Source organism: Streptomyces sp. NPDC032745, from assembly GCF_055579465.1.
In genome coordinates this window covers 473,758-490,700 of the sequence record NZ_JBVING010000003.1, presented here as the reverse complement: position 1 = coordinate 490,700, position 16,943 = coordinate 473,758, and the positions used below count along the sequence as shown (strand labels likewise).

Below are 16,943 nucleotides of genomic sequence, written 5' to 3'. Positions count from 1 at the left end.
CGCCGGCCGCATCAGGCCTGTGCGGCCCACCACTCCTTGAGGGCGCTCACCGCGGCGTCGCGCTCCATGGGGCCGTTCTCCAGCCGCAGCTCGAGCAGGAACGCGTAGGCCTTGCCGATCACCGGCCCCGGGCCGACGCCCAGCACCTGCATGATCTCGTTGCCGTCCAGGTCGGGCCGGATGGCATCGAGCTCCTCCTGCTCCTGCAGCTGCGCGATGCGCTCCTCCAGACCGTCATAGGTGCGGGAGAGAGCGTTGGCCTTGCGCTTGTTGCGGGTGGTGCAGTCGGACCGGGTCAGCTTGTGCAGACGCTCCAGCAGCGGGCCGGCGTCACGGACGTAGCGCCGCACCGCGGAGTCGGTCCACTCGCCGTCCCCGTAGCCGTGGAAGCGCAGGTGCAGCTCCACGAGCCGGGACACGTCCTTGACCATGTCGTTGGAGTACTTCAGCGCGGTCATGCGCTTCTTGGTCATCTTCGCGCCCACCACCTCGTGGTGGTGGAAGGAGACCCGGCCGTCGCTCTCGAACCGGCGGGTGCGCGGCTTGCCGATGTCGTGGAGCAGGGCCGCCAGCCGCAGCACCAGGTCCGGGCCGTCGTGCTCGAGCGCCATCGCCTGCTCCAGCACGATCAGCGAGTGGTCGTAGACGTCCTTGTGCCGGTGGTGCTCGTCACTCTCCAGCCGCAGGGCGGGCAGCTCGGGCAGCACGTGGTCGGCCAGCCCGGTGTCCACGAGCAGGCCCAGACCCTTGCGGGGGTGCACGGACAGCAGCAGCTTGTTCAGCTCGCCCTGCACCCGCTCCGCCGAGACGATCTCGATCCGGTCGGACATCGCCTGCATCGCCGCCACGACATCGGGGGCGACCTCGAAGTCGAGCTGGGCGGCGAAGCGCGCCGCACGCAGCATCCGCAGCGGGTCGTCGGAGAAAGAGTCCTCCGGGGTGCCGGGAGTGCGCAGAACGCCCGCCTGGAGGTCCTCCAGGCCGCCGTGCGGGTCCACGAACTCCTTCTCCGGCAGTGCGACCGCCATCGCGTTCACCGTGAAGTCGCGGCGGACCAGGTCCTCCTCGATCGAGTCGCCGTAGGAAACCTCCGGCTTGCGCGAGGTGCGGTCGTACGACTCCGAGCGGTACGTGGTCACCTCGATCTGGAAGTTTCGATCAACGTCTGCGACGCGGGCGCCCTTCTGGGCCCCGACCGTGCCGAAGGCGATGCCGACGTCCCACACGGAGTCGGCCCACGGCCGGAGGATCCGCAGGACGTCCTCGGGGCGGGCGTCGGTGGTGAAGTCGAGGTCGTTACCGAGACGCCCGAGCAGCGCATCGCGTACGGACCCGCCGACCAGGGCGAGGCGGAAGCCCGCCTCGTGGAACCGGCGGCCGAGCTCGTCGGCGACAGGGGCGACCCGCAGCAGTTCACTGACCGCGCGGTGCTGCACCTGACTCAGGGCACTGGGATTGTCTTCGTTGGCGTTCGGCACAACAGAAAAGGGTACGTGCCCGGCCCGGCGAGGGCTTCCCTGTTTGCGGCCACCCCGGCCTGTGGTGCCGCCGGGGCGGCCACGATCATGTGGGGCAAGGCGCGGCACTCGCGCACAGCGGGTCTCGTTACCATGCGTGGACGCACAAACGACGACCACTGACACTTCGAGGGACGGGCTAGCGCGTGGCCGAGGCGGCAGACATCCAGGGGGCATCCCCCGCACCTGCCCGGCGCCGCTGGCTGCGGCGCGCAGTCGTTCTGCTGGCCGGGACCCCCGTGCTCGCCGCTCTGGTCTACTCGCCCGCCCCGCAGGCCGCCCAGGCCGCCGAGGCGGGCACCGTCGACGTGCAGCTGGACGGGATGGCCCCCGCGGCCCCGGTCAAGGGCGACACGCTCACCATCTCCGGCAGCGTGGTCAACAACGGCCGCGAGACGATCACCGGCGCGCACGTGGGCCTGCGGGTCGGGCCCGCCCTGGGCGACCGGGCCTCCATCGACGAGGCGGCGGAACGCGCAGGCTTCCGGGCCGGCACGGATCCCGGTGAGATCGACCAGGCCTACGCCGTGAAGATCGCCTCGCTGCCGTCGAAGGTCAAGCAGGACTTCACCCTCACGATCCCGGTGAACAAGCTGGAGCTGGACAAGGACGGCGTCTACCAGCTCGGCGTCTCGCTGTCCGGGGAGACCGAGAGCCGCCCCTACGAGCAGGTCCTCGGCATCAAGCGGACCTTCCTGCCCTGGCAGCCGGAGGCGGCCTCCAAGCGCTCCCAGCTCACCTACCTGTGGCCGCTGATCTCCACCACGCACCTGACGGCGGAGACCGGCTCGGACGAGCTCCAGACCCCCGTCTTCCTCGACGACTCGCTCGCCGAGGAGCTCAAGCCCGGCGGGCGCCTCCAGCAGATGGTCGCCCTCGGCAAGGACCTGCCCGTCACCTGGGTCATCGACCCCGACCTGCTCTACACGGTCGACGCGATGACCAAGGGCTACCGGTACCGCACGCCGGACGGCCGGATCGTCCAGGGCAAGAACAAGGCAGTCGCCGAGCAGTGGCTGAGCTCCCTGGAAGCCGCGGTCCAGGGCAAGAAGATCGTGGCGCTGCCGTTCGCCGACCCGGACATCGCCTCCCTCGCCCACCAGGGCAAGGACGTCTCGGGCACCCTGGGCCAGCTGCGGCCGGCCACCGACAAGGCGAAGCAGGCCGTGGAGACGGTGCTGCACGTCTCCCCGTCCACCGACTTCTCCTGGCCCCTGGACGGCGCCATCGACCCGTCGATCGTCAACGTGGCCACCTCGGCGGGCGCCCACAACGTCCTCACGCGCAGCGACAGCCTCCAGGAGACCGGCGCCCTGGGCTACACCCCCTCGGCCGCCCGTCCCATCGGCGCGGGCACCACCGCCGTCGTCGCCGACGCCGATCTCTCCACCGCCTTCGAGGGCGACATGCTGGGCGCCGGGAACTCCACCCTGGCCGTGCAGCGCTTCCTCGCGCAGAGCCTCGCCCTGAACCTGCAGAAGACCGACAACCAGCGCAGCTTCGTCGTCACCCCGCAGCGGATGCCCTCCTCCAGCCAGGTGCAGACGATGGCAGCAGCCCTGCGGGGTCTGCAGGCGGGCCGCTGGACCCAGCCGGCCGACCTGGAGGCCGCGGCCGCCGCCAAACCCGACCCGGGCGTCAATACCCAGGTCCCCGGCGCCGGCCAGTACCCCGATGCGCTGCGCAAGACGGAGCTTCCGGTCTCCGCCTTCGAGAAGATCCGCACGACCCAGAACACCCTCGACCACTTCAAGGTGATCCTCACCGCGCCCGACCGCGTGGAGATCCCCTTCGGGAACACCACCAACCGCGAGATGTCCACCTCCTGGCGGGGCCGCCCCGAGGAGGGCCGGCTCTACCGGGACCAGGTGCAGGAGTACCTGATCGGCCTCACCGAGAAGGTCAAGGTCGTCCCCAAGTCCGACGCCACCCTGTCCGGACACAGCGCGACCATCCCGGTCAGCGTCCAGAACAGCCTCGTCCAGGACGTCCACAACCTGGTCCTGCGCGTGAAGTCCGCCAACCCGACCCGCCTGGTGTTCGGCGACAGCGGCCAGGCCGAGCAGGAAGTGACCGTCACGGGCGGCCACAGCCAGACGGTGAAGTTCACCGCCAACGCCACCGCGAGCGGCCCCGTCGAGGTCACCGCGCAGCTCTTCACCACGGACGGCGTGCCCTACGGCAAGCAGCGCAAGTTCACCGTGGAGGCCACCGAGATCACTCCCACCGTGATGCTCGTCATCGCCGGCGGCGTCCTCCTCCTCGTCCTGGCAGGCATCAAGATGTACGCCAGCCGCAAGCGCGTGGCGGCCCGGGCGGCCGCCGAGGAGAGCACGCAGCCGAGTGACGAGACTCCGGACACCGGACCGCAAAGCACCGGGCCGTCCGGCACGGGTGAGACAGTGGACCGTTGAGCGATGCCGTGGCCGGTCGGCCTGGGGACGATGAGGTGGGGTTTCGATGAACGCGCCGTACGACGGTGACCGCGCGCAGGGCACTGGTGGGCCCGCGCCCTCCCAGGGCACTGCCCCGGGCACCCCGGTGCCCGGGCAGGTTCCCGTGCCTGCGCCCGCGCCGGACCGCGACCCGTATGTCCAGGACGCCTACGACCACGACCCCTACCGGTCGCAGGACCTGTCGGCCCAGGATCCCGTCGCCGAGGTCCTGTACGACCGGGCCTCCCACCCTCCGCCGCCGCCCGGTACCTACCAGGAGCCCGGCCCGCTCTACGCGGCGCCGCAGGCCCCTGTGCACGCCCCCGACCCGCACGTCTGGGCGCAGACCCCACCGCCCGAGCCGGACGGGCCCTCCCGGCACCTGCCCTACGGCGACCACGCCACGACCACCCAGTTCGTCGGAGTGGACTCCCTGGTCACCAAGGCGGCGGACGCGCAGCCCGAGCCCGACGCCTTCGCGCACCTCTACCGGGACCAGCAGGGCGCTTCCGGCACCCCCGTGGAGGACGCCCCCGTCGCGGCCCCGGCGCCGAGCAAGCCCGCCGGCCGAGCCTCCAGCCTGCTCAAGTCCAGCGCCCTCATGGCCGCCGGCACGATCGTCTCCCGCATCACCGGCTTCCTGCGGACCCTCGTCATCGCCGGTGCCATCGGCGTCGGCACGTTCAACGACACGTACCAGATCGCCAACACCCTGCCGACGATGATCTACGTGCTGGTCGGCGGCGGCGCGCTCAACGCCGTCTTCATCCCGCAGCTGGTACGGGCCATGAAGCAGGACGACGACGGAGGCGAGGCGTACGCCAACCGCCTCCTGACCCTCGTCGTGGTCCTGTTGGCCGCCATCACCACCATCTGCGTCCTCGCCGCACCGGTATTCATCACGATGATGTCGCCGAAGCTCGCCTCCGACCCCCAGCAGATGGACGTCGCGGTCGCCTTCGCCCGCTACTGCCTGCCGACCATGTTCTTCATGGGCATCCACGTGGTCCTCGGCCAGATCCTCAACGCACGCGGCCGGTTCGGCGCGATGATGTGGACCCCCGTCCTCAACAACATCGTCGTCATCGCCACGTTCGGAGCCTTCATCTGGGCCTTCGGCGGTTTCACCACCTCCGGTGTCAGTGCCACCACCGTCACGGCCGACGGTGTCCGTCTGCTCGGCCTCGGCACCCTGCTGGGCCTCACCGTCCAGGCGCTCGCGATGCTGCCCTACCTGCGCGATGCCGGGTTCCGGCCGCGGCTGCGCTTCGACTGGCGGGGCCACGGCCTCGGCAAGGCCGCCCGCCTGGCCAAGTGGACGTTCTTCTTCGTCCTCGCCAACCAGATCGGCCTCGTCGTCGTGACCCAGCTCGCGACCTGGGCCGGATCAGTCGCCGAGAAGCAGGGCCACCCGGGCACCGGCATCACCGCCTACAACTACGCGCTGCTGCTGTGGCAGATGCCGCAGGCCATCATCACCGTTTCCGTCATGACGGCCGTCCTGCCCCGCATTTCCCGCTCCGCCCACGACGGGGACGCCGCCGCCGTCCGCGACGACATCTCGTACGGTCTGCGTACCTCGGCCGTCGCGATCGTGCCGTGCGCCTTCGCGTTCCTCGCCCTCGGCGTCCCCATGGCCACGCTGCTGTACGCCGGTTCCGGTTCCGGCGCCCAGAACATCGGCTACGTCCTGATGGCCTTCGGCCTCGGACTCATCCCGTACTCCGTCCAGTACGTCGTCCTGCGCGGGTTCTACGCCTACGAGGACACCCGGACGCCCTTCTACAACACGGTCATCGTCGCCACCGTCAACGCGGCCGTCTCCACCGCCGCGTTCTTCGTGCTCCCCGCACGCTGGGCGGTCGTCGGCATGGCGGCCGCCTACGGTCTCGGCTACACCGTCGGCGTCGGCGTCGCGTGGCGTCGCCTGCGCAACCGGCTGGGCGGCGACCTCGACGGCGCCCACGTGAGGCGCACCTACGCCCGCCTCACCGGCGCCTGCGTCCCCGCGGCCGCCGTGGCCGGTGCAGCCGCCTACGCTGTCACCCAGTGGCTCGGCAGCGGAGTCACCGGTTCCCTCGCCGCGTTGGTCACCGGCGGTATCGCGCTGGGCGCCGTGTTCCTCGTGGCTGCCAAGAGGATGCGCATCGAGGAGCTCAACGCCATGGTCGGAATGGTTCGCGGACGCTTGGGGCGCTGATGCGCACAACCGTCGGACCCCTTCGCGTGTCGTGCATAGCGGCGGACTGTGGGCACAATTGGCATGGCTTCGCAGACTGGCCGACAGCGCGTAACGGATGGGGAGGCAGGAACGACGGTGGCGGAACGTAGCACGGCTGCCGTCGACGTGGCCGACAACGGCGGCGACCAGCCGCCGGCCGCAGATGCGGCGAAGGCCACGGCCGACGGGGTGGACACCCAGAACGGACGAGCCGCGGACGGATCCATGACCGAAAAGGACGGCGAACGCAGAAAAGCGGCCCCTGCTGCCGCCCCCGAACTCCACAGCGGCCACAAGCTCGCCAGGCGCTACCGCCTCGAGGAGTGCGTCACCCGTCTGGACGGATTCAGCAGCTGGCGCGCGATGGACGAGAAGCTGCGCCGGGCCGTGGGCGTCCATCTGCTGCCTGCCGACCACCCGCGGGCCCGCGCCGTGCTGGCCGCTGCCCGCTCCTCCGCGCTGCTCGGAGACCCCCGGTTCGTCCACGTCCTCGACGCCGTGGAGGAGAACGACCTCGTCTACGTCGTCCACGAGTGGCTGCCCGACGCCACCGAGCTGACCGCGCTCCTCGCCGCGGGCCCCCTGGAGCCCCACGAGGCCTACCAGCTCGTCACCCAGGTCTCCCAGGCCATGGCCGCTGCGCACCGCGAGGGCTTGGCCCACCTGCGCCTGACGCCCAGCGCCATACTGCGCACCTCCACGGGCCAGTACCGGATCCGCGGGCTCGCCGTGAACGCCGCCCTGCGCGGAATCACCAGCGACACCCCGCAGCGCGCGGACACCGAGGCCATCGGCGCGCTCCTGTACGCCGCCCTGACCCAGCGCTGGCCGTACGAGGTCGACGCCTACGGCCTCACCGGCCTGCCCAAGGGCGTCGGCCTGATCGCCCCCGATCAGGTCCGCGCCGGGGTGCACCGGGGGCTGGGGGAGCTCGCCATGCGCGCCCTCGCCAACGACGGGGCCACCGCTTCCCGTCAGGAGCCCGCCTGCACCACCCCGGAGGAGCTGGCCAAGGCCGTCGCCGCGATGCCCCGCATCCGGCCGCCGGAGCCCGCTTTCACCCCGCCTCCCGAGTACCAGCACACCACCTACCAGCAGGGCAGCTACGGCCGTCCGTCGGCTCACCCCGGCGCGCCGGCCACCCGCCCCATCGTCGTCCCGCCGCCCCCGCTGCAGAGCCGCACCGGTCGCGTCCTGAAATGGGGTGTGGCCGCCCTGCTCATCGCCGCTCTGGGCCTGGGCAGCTGGCAGCTCGCCGATACCCTCCTGGACCGCGTCAAGGGCGACAGCGGCGGCACCAGCAACTCGCAGTCCACCAAGACGAAAGAGGACGAGAAGAAGCCGAAGGAGAGCAAGCCGCTGCACATCGCCGGCGCCTCCGCCTTCGGCAAGGAACCGATCAAGGCCGAGGACGCCGACAAGGCCATCGACGGCAACCACGACACCGCGTGGGTTACCAAGATCTTCTACGGCTACGACGGAAAGTTCGGCAACCTGGACGACTATGACGACGGCAGCGGCATCGTCGTCGACCTCGGCAGCGTCCAGGAGGTGACGGGCATCGAGGTGGAGATGCGCAGTGCGGGGCACAAGGTCGAGGTCCGCGCCGCGGCCCCTGAGGCCATCACGCCGCGCGGGATCTCCGACTTCCCCCAGGAGCTCGTGAAACTGGGCAACGCGGGGAAGAAACTGCAGGCCACGCGGGACACTCCGATCAAGACCCGCTTCGTGGTGGTGCACATCACCGCACTGCCCTCCGAGGGCGGTGGGGACGGCTTCCGCGGCGGCATCAACGAGATCAAGGTGCTCGGCACGGCCGATTAGGACCTGGCCGCCAGGCATACGGGACCGCTGCGCCGACTGCGCAGCGGTCCCTCGTATTCAGCCCGCCCGACCCGTACGCTCCCTTCCGGAGGGGAGGTGTGATGCACTCAGCCACGGGAGACGACCGGGGCGACCAGGAACTGCTGGCGCTGCATGCCGCCGGTGATCCCGACGCCTTCGGGGAGCTCGTACGGCGGCACCGCGACCGGCTGTGGGCCGTGGCCCTACGCACGCTCGGCGACCGCGAGGAGGCTGCCGACGCCGTGCAGGACGCCCTCGTCTCCGCCTACCGGGCCGCCCACACCTTCCGCGGGGAATCGGCCGTCACGACCTGGCTGCACCGCATCACCGTCAACGCCTGCCTCGACCGGGCCCGCAAAGCGGCCTCCCGCAGGACCGCGCCCCTCGACGACACAGAGCGCCTGGAACGCCTCCTGGAGCCCCACGAGTCCGCCGAGGCCCCAGCTGAGCGCCAGGAGCTCCACCGGCAGCTCCTGGCCGCCCTCGGGACGCTCCCGGCCGAGCAGCGGGCCGTCCTCGTCCTCGTCGACATGCAGGGATACCCCGTCGCCGAGGCCGCACGTATCCTCGACGTCCCCACCGGCACGGTGAAGAGCCGGTGCGCGCGCGGCCGGGCGAAACTCCTCCCGATGCTCACTCATCTGCGCTCGAATGCCGGGGATAACACCGCCGCCGAGCGGGGAAGGAACCGGACGCCGGGGACACCCGTCCCACCAGCGGCAGACCCCAGTCAGCCAGCCCCAGACGCAGACACGGTGAAGGGCGGAGGTGGACGAACGTGACTCCCACAACCGGCACGATCCGGCACCCTGACGTCTCGGAGATCTCCGACCTGACCGAAGGGCTCCTGTCCCCGGTCCGGACCGCCGAGGTACGCCGCCATCTGGGCGACTGCCGGCTGTGTGCCGACGTCCACGCCTCCTTGGAGGAGATCCGGGCGCTACTCGGCACCCTGCCGGGGCCGCCGCGTATGCCCTCCGACATCGCCGGGCGCATCGACGCGGCCCTTGCCGCGGAGGCCCTCCTCGACTCCACCACGCCCAGAGCCGGCACCGCCCCGGCCTCCGGGCCCGGCACGCCACGCGATGTTTCACGTGAAACATCGCCTGCCGCACCCGCCGGTCCGGGCGCCAGGCGACCCGCCGGTCACCCGGCCGGAGCAACCGGCCCCGGGCGCCGTCGCGCCCGCCGCCGGATCGCCGTCATCGCGGGCCTGGCCGGAGCGGCCGCCTGCGCCCTCGGCATCTTCCTTGCGGGCAACCTGCTTGGAACCGGCTCTCCGGACACCGCCGCCCGCAAATCCGGCACGAGCGCGGCCGCCGAGGCCCCTGCCGACGGTACGTACACCGCGCAGGGCCTTCAGGACAGCGTCCGCCGGCTCCTGGTCCCCGGACAGGGCGCCAAGACCGCTCCGCAGGGGGAACAGCCGAACAACACGTACGGGTTGGAGAACACCACTCCCTCACCGGGACTGGTCCCCGGCGACGGCAACCGCACGGACGTCTCCTCGGTTCCGCCCTGTGTCCAGGGCACCACCGGGCGCCCCGACACCCCGCTCGCGGCCGAACGAGGCAGCTACCAGGGCACCGAGGTCTACCTCCTCGTTCTGCCGCACCCCGGCGACTCTGCCCGGGTGGACGCCTACCTCGTGGGCGTCGAGTGCACGAACACCCCGTCGACAGCCTCCGGCAAACCGTTGCTGACCAGGACATATCCTCGAAGCTGACACCTTCGGGACCGCGAGGGAGCGGGGCGGGAATGCATGCGCCGTAGGATCCGTTGGGTGGGGTGAGACAACACACGGCCCCTTCGGCAAGCAGCGTGCAGTCCACAGAGACGAGGAAGAAACCCGTGAGCGACGTACGAAACGTGATCATCATCGGTTCCGGGCCGGCCGGTTACACGGCAGCCCTGTACACCGCACGCGCTTCGCTCAAGCCGCTGGTCTTCGAAGGCGCCGTCACCGCCGGTGGCGCGCTGATGAACACCACCGAGGTCGAGAACTTCCCCGGCTTCCAGGACGGCATCATGGGTCCGGACCTCATGGACAACATGCGCGGCCAGGCCGAGCGTTTCGGCGCCGAGCTCGTCCCCGACGACATCGTTTCCGTGGACCTCACCGGTGAGATCAAGACCGTCACCGACACCGCCGGCACCGTGCACCGCGCCAAGGCCGTGATCGTCACCACCGGCTCCCAGCACCGCAAGCTCGGACTGCCGAACGAGGACGCCCTCTCCGGCCGCGGTGTCTCCTGGTGCGCCACCTGCGACGGGTTCTTCTTCAAGGACCAGGACATCGCCGTCGTCGGCGGCGGCGACACCGCGATCGAGGAAGCGACCTTCCTCTCCCGGTTCGCCAAGTCCGTCACCATCGTGCACCGCCGCGACAGCCTGCGCGCCTCCAAGGCCATGCAGGACCGCGCCTTCGCCGACCCGAAGATCAAGTTCGCCTGGGACAGCGAGGTCGCCGAGATCCACGGCGAGCAGAAGCTCTCCGGCCTCACCCTGCGCAACACCAAGACCGGTGAGACCTCCGAGCTCCCCGTGACGGGCCTCTTCATCGCCGTCGGCCACGACCCGCGCACCGAGCTGTTCAAGGACCAGCTGGAGCTCGACGAGGACGGCTACCTCAAGGTCGACGCCCCCTCGACGCGCACCAACCTCACCGGCGTGTTCGGCGCCGGCGACGTCGTGGACCACACGTACCGTCAGGCCATCACCGCCGCGGGCACCGGCTGTTCCGCGGCCCTCGACGCCGAGCGCTTCCTCGCCGCCCTCGCGGACGCCGAGAAGGCCCACGCGACGGTCTGACCCCCCACGCTCACCCCCCACCCCACACCCCGCAGGAAGAAATAGGAGGCCGCTGTGGCCGGCACCCTCAAGAACGTGACCGACGCTGACTTCGACGAGGTCGTCCTCAAGAGCGACAAGCCCGTACTGGTGGACTTCTGGGCCGAATGGTGCGGCCCGTGCCGCCAGATCGCCCCCTCGCTCGAGGCCATCGCGGCCGAGCACGGCGAGATCGAGATCGTCAAGCTCAACATCGACCAGAACCCGGCCACGGCTGCCAAGTACGGCGTCATGTCCATCCCGACCCTGAACGTCTACCAGGGCGGCGAGGTCGTCAAGACCCTCGTCGGTGCCAAGCCGAAGGCCGCCATCCTGCGCGACCTCGAGGGGTTCATCGAGGCCACGGCCGTCTGACGGCCGGAGCTGCGCCCGGCGGTGGCCGGGTGAGTTTCACGTGAAACGGGGCCGCCCCCTCAAGGGGCGGCCCCGTTCGCACATCACAGCCGTTCGCCCATCACAGCGGGCGCAGCGCGGGCTCCTTGCGCGCCGCACCGAGCAACCGGTCCAGCGCGAGCTCTACGTCTTCCTTCCACGAGAGCGTCGAGCGCATCTCCAGCCGGAGCCGCGGATGCACGGGATGCGGCCGCACCGTCTTGAAGCCCACGGCCAGCAGGTGGTCCGCAGGCAGCAGGCACGCCGGGCCCTCCCACCGCGCGTCCCCGAACGCCTCGATCGCCCGGAAACCGCGTCGCAGCAGATCCTTGGCCACCGTCTGGACCATCACCCGCCCCAGGCCCTGGCCCTGATAACCCGGCATGATCCACGCGGTGATCAGCTGCACCGCATCCGGCGACACCGGACTCGTCGGAAAGGACGCGGCCCGAGGTACGTACGCCGGCGGCGCATACAGCACGAAGCCCACCGGGATGTCGTCCACGTAGACCACACGGCCGCACGAGCCCCACTCCAGCAGGACGGCGGAGATCCACGCCTCCTTCTCCAGCGCCGGAGTCCCCGCCTTCACGGCGGCCTCACCGCTGACCGGATCCAACTCCCAGAACACACAGGACCGGCAACGCCGAGGCAGGTCCTGAAGGTTGTCCAGCGTGAGTGGTACCAACCGACGCCCCATGAGCGCATCGTATCCACTGCCCGAATCAGGAGAAACCGCTGCACGGCAAAGGGCGGACCGCACCGGTTCGCACCGGCACGACCCGCCCTCGGCGGCCCGGGACTCACTCCCCGGACAGACCCTGCTCCAGCACCCGGCCCTCGCCCGGCGCCAGCGTCCCCAGAATCCGCTCCAGATCCTCCATCGAGGCGAACTCGACGGTGATCTTGCCCTTCTTCTGCCCCAGATCCACCTTCACGCGCGTCTCGAACCGGTCCGACAGCCGCGTCGCCAGCTCGCTGAGCGCCGGAGCCACCCGGGCGCCCGCCCGCGGCCCCTTCGGCTTCACGGCTCCGGAGGGCTCCGAGCCCATCAGCGACACGATCTCCTCGACCGCACGCACCGACAGACCCTCGGCCACGATCCGGTGCGCCAGCCGGTCCTGGACCTCGGACTCCTCCACCGACAGCAGCGCCCGCGCATGCCCTGCAGAGAGCACACCCGCGGCCACGCGGCGCTGTACCGGCGGCGACAGCTTCAGCAGACGCAGCGTGTTCGACACCTGCGGGCGCGAGCGCCCGATACGGTCCGCCAGCTGGTCGTGCGTGCAGTTGAAGTCCTGGAGCAGCTGGTCGTACGCAGCCGCCTCCTCCAGCGGGTTCAGCTGCGCCCGGTGCAGGTTCTCGAGCAGTGCGTCCAGCAGCAGCTTCTCGTCGTCCGTCGCCCGGATGATCGCCGGAATGCGCTCCAGCCCGGCCTCCCGGCACGCCCGCCAGCGACGCTCACCCATGATGAGCTCGTAGCGGCCCGGAGCCGACTGCCGCACCACCACCGGCTGAAGCAGACCCACCTCCTGGATGGAGGTCACCAGCTCCGCCAGCGCGTCCTCGTCGAAGACCTCACGGGGCTGCCGCGGATTGGGCGTGATCGCGTCCATGGGGAGCTCGGCGAACGTGGCCCCGGCGACCACATTGGCCTCGGGCTCCACTGCCACCGGCTCATCCACCACTGCGACCGCGCCCGCCGATGTTTCACGTGAAACATCCGCCTGCGCCAGCGAAGCCAGCTTCGCAGCCGCGATCCCGCGCTCCGATGTCATGACCGGCACCGCTGACGGGGACGTCGACCCGGCACCGATCACCGGCGGCGTCTTCTCCTGCGGAGCTGCGGGGATCAGCGCGCCGAGCCCCCGCCCCAGACCCCTACGTCGCTCACTCACTGGATCCCCTCCGCCACACTCTGCGTGCTGTTCATGCCCGCGCCCAGATGGGCGTGCTGGGCGTCGTACGAAATTCCGGCCCCCCGCAGCGCGATCTCACGCGCCGCTTCCAGGTAGGAGAGAGAACCGCTGGAACCAGGATCGTAGGTGAGCACCGTCTGGCCGTAGCTCGGCGCCTCGGAAATACGCACCGACCGCGGGATGCTCGTGCGCAGCACCTCCTTGCCGAAGTGGGTGCGCACCTCCTCCGCCACCTGCGAGGCCAGCCGGGTCCTGCCGTCGTACATCGTCAGCAGGATCGTCGAGACATGCAGCGTGGGGTTCAGGTGCGCCCGCACCAGGTCCACGTTGCGCAGCAGCTGGCCCAGCCCCTCCAGCGCGTAGTACTCGCACTGGATCGGGATCAACACCTCGGCGCCGGCCACCAGCGCGTTCACCGTCAGCAGCCCCAGCGAGGGCGGGCAGTCGATCAGGATGTAGTCCAGCGGCTGCTCGTACGCCTGGATGGCCCGCTGCAGCCGACTCTCCCGGGCCACCAGCGACACCAGCTCGATCTCCGCACCCGCCAGGTCGATCGTGGCCGGAGCACAGAAGAGCCCCTCCACGTCCACCACCGGCTGGACGACCTCGAGCAGCGGCCGGCTGTCCACGAGCACGTCGTAGATCGAGGGCACATCCGCGTGGTGGTCGATACCGAGCGCCGTGGAGGCGTTGCCCTGGGGGTCGAGGTCGACCACCAGGACCCGCGCACCGTGCAGAGCGAGCGAGGCCGCCAGGTTCACGGTCGTCGTGGTCTTGCCCACGCCGCCCTTCTGGTTGGCGACCACGATGACCCGCGTCTGCTCCGGGCGGGGCAGCCCCTCGCCGGCGCGCCCCAGCGCCTCGACCGCCAGCTGGGCGGCACGGCCGATGGGCGTGTCGTTGTCTACTAGGGGCGAGGATGTTTCACGTGAAACATCCTCCCCCGCCGATTCAGAGCGGGGACCGGGGACCGGATCGGCCATCGGCCCCGCGAGGTTGGCGTCGGACCGCACGGTGTCACTCTCCTCGACATCAGGCTCGCGATGAACAGAGCCTGCCATGGCATCGGGGTTGCGAACCAGCGGGGCCCGTACTCCTGTGGATGAATCCACCGATGTGGACAACTCCGTCCCCCCTTCGTTCTTGCGATCGCGGGGGGACGCAGCCGCACGGCCGCGGCTGATGATTCCGTGCAGCAGAGAGCGACGTTTCACGTGAAACACGATGCCCGGACGGAGTCATCACGCCGCTACGACACTCCGAAATCCATACCTATAGGGCGCAACGCACCCGAAATCAGCGACGTCGACGGGTCCGGCTGGTGCGAGCGGCCTTAGCCCGCTTGGCCGCGAACCTCACCCCACCGGGGCTTTCTCCGACCTCGACCCGGACCACCGTCGACATGGGATCCACCACACCCTCGCCCACGTGCAGTACCGAGGTCTTCACCACACCGAGCTTCGCCAGCGCGACCTTCGCCGCCACCAGCTCCTCTTCGGCGGTGTCGCCCTTCAGGGCCAGCATCTCCCCGTACGGACGCAGCAGGGGCACGCCCCAGCCCGCCAGCCTGTCCAGCGGAGCCACGGCACGCGCCGTCACCACATGCACCGGCTGCACCTTGCCGAGAACCTCCTCTGCCCGGCCGCGCACCACCGTGACGTGGTCCAGGCCCAGCAGCTCCACGGCCTCCTGCAGGAAAGTCGTACGCCGCAGCAGCGGCTCCAGCAGCGTGATCTTCAGATCGCGCCGAACCAGAGCCAAGGGGATACCGGGCAGGCCGGCACCCGAGCCGACGTCGCACACGGTGACGCCCTCGGGCACCACCTCCGACAGCACCGCGCAGTTCAGCAGGTGCCGCTCCCACAGCCGTGGCACCTCACGCGGGCCGATCAGGCCGCGCTTGACCCCCGCGTCCGCCAACAGCTCCGCATACCGCACAGCTTCCGGGAAAAACTCGCCGAACACCGCGCGCGCCTCTTCAGGCGCCGGGGGAAGCTCCGCTGCCTCCGTCACGGGGACCGTCCTTCCGTACCGCATGGATCGTTGAAAACGCACTGCTCGAAATGGCACCGCCCGAACGGGCACTGCCAGGCTGACAAACTTCGGCCCCGTCTGCGACACAGACGGGGCCGAACACTCAGGGTTGCGATCAGGCCGGGAGCACGACGACGAAGCGCTGCGGCTCCTCGCCCTCCGACTCGCTCTTCAGGCCGGCAGCCGCCACGGCGTCGTGGACGACCTTCCGCTCGAAGGGCGTCATCGGCGCCAGCTTCAGCGGCTCACCGGACGCCTTCACGTCCGCGGCCGCCTGGGCGCCCAGCGCCGCCAGCTCCTCGCGCTTCTTCGCACGGAACCCGGCGATGTCCAGCATCAGCCGGCTGCGGTCCCCGGTCTCCCGGTGCACAGCGAGGCGGGTGAGCTCCTGCAGAGCCTCCAGGACCTCACCGTCTCGGCCCACGAGCTTCTGCAGATCGCGGCTGGCCGAGTCGCTGACGATCGACACCGCGGCCCGGTCGGCCTCGACGTCCATGTCGATGTCCCCGTCCAGGTCGGCGATGTCCAGCAGACCCTCGAGGTAGTCGGCCGCGATCTCACCCTCCTGCTCGAGGCGGGTCAGGGTGTCGCCACTCTCAGCGGCGGCGGTGGTGGTGCCTTCCGTCACGGGAGGGACTCCTTCTTACTTCTTGGAAGAGGGCTTGGGGGGCGTCTGACGCTGCGACTTCGACTGCCGCTTCGGCTGCTGCCGCTTGGCGGCACCGCCGCTTGCCGCGTCCGAATCGGCCGTGGCCTCGACACTCTTGATCACAGACCCGTCCGCCTGGGCAGCCAGACCCTGCTTCGTGAGAGCCGCGATGAACTTCCGCTCGTTGTCGTTGCGGTCCGGGCCCTTGGCCACGATCGCCGCGACGATCTTCTTCTTGCCCCGGCCCTTGACGTCTCCGTGCGTGGTGACGTGCTTCAGCAGACGGGTCAGGTACTGGTCCTGCGCCTTGCTGCCGGGGGTCGGGTTCTGGTTGATCACGTACATCTGCTGGCCCATGGTCCACACGTTCGTGGTCAGCCAGTAGACGAGAACACCCACGGGGAAGTTGATGCCCATGACCGCGAAGATCAGCGGGAAGATGTACATCAGCATCTTCTGCTGCTGCATGAACGGCGTCTTGACCGAGAGGTCGACGTTCTTCTGCATCAGCTGGCGCTGGGTGTAGAACTGCGACAGCGACATCATGACGATCATGACCGCGGTCACGATGCGGACATCCGTGATCGAGGCGCCCAGGGAGGCGGCCTTCTCGGCGCTGTCCGTGAACTTCGCCGCCAGCGGGGCACCGAAGATGTGCGCCTGACGCGCGCTCTCCAGCAGCGACTGGTTGATGACGCCGATGGTCTCGCCATTGGCGATGGACGACAGCACGTGGTACAGAGCGAAGAAGAACGGAGACTGCGCCAGGATGGGAAGGCACGAGGAGAGCGGGTTGGTACCCGTCTCCTTGTACAGCTTCATCATCTCTTCGGACTGGCGCTGCTTGTCGTTCTTGTAGCGCTCCTGGATCGCCTTCATCTTCGGCTGGAGCGCCTGCATGCCGCGTGTCGCCTTGATCTGCTTCACGAAGAGCGGGATCAGGCAGATACGGATCAAGACCACCAGGGACACGATGGACAAGCCCCAGGCCCAACCGCTGTCCGGGCCGAAGATCGCGCCGTACAGGCTGTGGAACTGGACGATGACCCACGAGACAGGCGTGGTGATAAAGCTGAACAGACTGGCAATCGTGTCCACTAA

General features: G+C 69.9%; 14 protein-coding genes. 7 read left to right on the top strand and 7 right to left on the bottom strand.

Features of this window, described 5'->3' with window-relative positions; genetic code table 11:
* Window positions 1-11: 11 nt before the first annotated feature.
* Window positions 12-1,478, bottom strand: coding sequence for a CCA tRNA nucleotidyltransferase (locus ACZ5WG_RS10120; protein ID WP_468722011.1), 1,467 nt, complete (start codon window positions 1,476-1,478; stop codon window positions 12-14).
* A 185-nt stretch (window positions 1,479-1,663) separates the two neighbouring features.
* On the opposite strand from ACZ5WG_RS10120, the gene ACZ5WG_RS10115 reads away from it, so the two are divergent.
* From ACZ5WG_RS10115 to trxA, 7 genes are all read left to right on the top strand, one after another.
* Window positions 1,664-3,931: a DUF6049 family protein gene (locus ACZ5WG_RS10115; protein WP_468722010.1), complete on the top strand. Its 2,268-nt coding sequence runs from the start codon at window positions 1,664-1,666 to the stop codon at window positions 3,929-3,931.
* Between the two features lie 46 nt (window positions 3,932-3,977).
* Complete coding sequence (gene murJ / locus ACZ5WG_RS10110; protein ID WP_468722008.1) at window positions 3,978-6,152, top strand: murein biosynthesis integral membrane protein MurJ; 2,175 nt, start codon at window positions 3,978-3,980, stop codon at window positions 6,150-6,152.
* 117 nt (window positions 6,153-6,269) lie between these two features.
* Window positions 6,270-7,997 carry a protein kinase family protein gene (locus tag ACZ5WG_RS10105; protein WP_468722006.1) on the top strand — a complete coding sequence of 576 codons (1,728 nt, stop codon included), beginning with the start codon at window positions 6,270-6,272 and terminating at the stop codon, window positions 7,995-7,997.
* A 101-nt stretch (window positions 7,998-8,098) separates the two neighbouring features.
* Window positions 8,099-8,800 carry an RNA polymerase sigma factor SigM gene (gene sigM / locus ACZ5WG_RS10100; RefSeq protein WP_468722004.1) on the top strand — a complete coding sequence of 234 codons (702 nt, stop codon included), beginning with the start codon at window positions 8,099-8,101 and terminating at the stop codon, window positions 8,798-8,800.
* On the top strand, window positions 8,797-9,744 hold the full coding sequence (locus tag ACZ5WG_RS10095; RefSeq protein ID WP_468722002.1) for an anti-sigma factor family protein: 948 nt from the start codon (window positions 8,797-8,799) through the stop codon (window positions 9,742-9,744). The genes sigM and ACZ5WG_RS10095 overlap by 4 nt, the downstream gene beginning before the upstream one ends.
* 125 nt (window positions 9,745-9,869) lie before the next feature.
* Entirely contained in the window at window positions 9,870-10,829 is a 960-nt protein-coding gene (gene trxB / locus ACZ5WG_RS10090; RefSeq protein ID WP_468722000.1) for a thioredoxin-disulfide reductase, read from the top strand.
* Window positions 10,830-10,883: 54 nt separating this feature from the next.
* Complete coding sequence (gene trxA, locus ACZ5WG_RS10085; protein WP_468721998.1) at window positions 10,884-11,222, top strand: thioredoxin; 339 nt, start codon at window positions 10,884-10,886, stop codon at window positions 11,220-11,222.
* Between the two features lie 100 nt (window positions 11,223-11,322).
* Here the strand turns inward: trxA and ACZ5WG_RS10080 are convergent, their stop codons facing one another.
* The 6 genes from ACZ5WG_RS10080 to yidC form a co-directional block, all read right to left on the bottom strand.
* Window positions 11,323-11,940, bottom strand: a complete 618-nt coding sequence (locus tag ACZ5WG_RS10080) for a GNAT family N-acetyltransferase (RefSeq protein ID WP_468721996.1) — start codon at window positions 11,938-11,940, stop codon at window positions 11,323-11,325.
* Window positions 11,941-12,043: 103 nt separating this feature from the next.
* Window positions 12,044-13,138 carry a ParB/RepB/Spo0J family partition protein gene (locus tag ACZ5WG_RS10075; RefSeq protein ID WP_468721994.1) on the bottom strand — a complete coding sequence of 365 codons (1,095 nt, stop codon included), beginning with the start codon at window positions 13,136-13,138 and terminating at the stop codon, window positions 12,044-12,046.
* On the bottom strand, window positions 13,135-14,220 hold the full coding sequence (locus tag ACZ5WG_RS10070; RefSeq protein WP_323139574.1) for a ParA family protein: 1,086 nt from the start codon (window positions 14,218-14,220) through the stop codon (window positions 13,135-13,137). Before ACZ5WG_RS10070 ends, ACZ5WG_RS10075 begins: the two co-directional genes overlap by 4 nt.
* 235 nt (window positions 14,221-14,455) lie before the next feature.
* Entirely contained in the window at window positions 14,456-15,172 is a 717-nt protein-coding gene (gene rsmG / locus ACZ5WG_RS10065; RefSeq protein ID WP_266627572.1) for a 16S rRNA (guanine(527)-N(7))-methyltransferase RsmG, read from the bottom strand.
* Window positions 15,173-15,308: 136 nt separating this feature from the next.
* The gene (locus ACZ5WG_RS10060) at window positions 15,309-15,821 is read right to left on the bottom strand and encodes a Jag family protein (protein WP_030153171.1); all 513 of its coding nucleotides are present in this window, start codon (window positions 15,819-15,821) and stop codon (window positions 15,309-15,311) included.
* Window positions 15,822-15,836: 15 nt separating this feature from the next.
* Window positions 15,837-16,940, bottom strand: coding sequence for a membrane protein insertase YidC (yidC, locus tag ACZ5WG_RS10055; RefSeq protein ID WP_266665734.1), 1,104 nt, complete (start codon window positions 16,938-16,940; stop codon window positions 15,837-15,839).
* Window positions 16,941-16,943 lie beyond the last annotated feature (3 nt).

What these genes read in the sequence shown, in the direction of transcription:
- sigM (WP_468722004.1), top strand. Translation starts at nt 8,099, where the DNA reads ATGCACTCAGCCACGGGAGACGACCGGGGCGACCAGGAACTGCTGGCG.
- ACZ5WG_RS10080 (WP_468721996.1), bottom strand. Translation starts at nt 11,940, where the DNA reads ATGGGGCGTCGGTTGGTACCACTCACGCTGGACAACCTTCAGGACCTG.
- ACZ5WG_RS10070 (WP_323139574.1), bottom strand. Translation starts at nt 14,220, where the DNA reads ATGGCAGGCTCTGTTCATCGCGAGCCTGATGTCGAGGAGAGTGACACC.
- murJ (WP_468722008.1), top strand. Translation starts at nt 3,978, where the DNA reads ATGAACGCGCCGTACGACGGTGACCGCGCGCAGGGCACTGGTGGGCCC.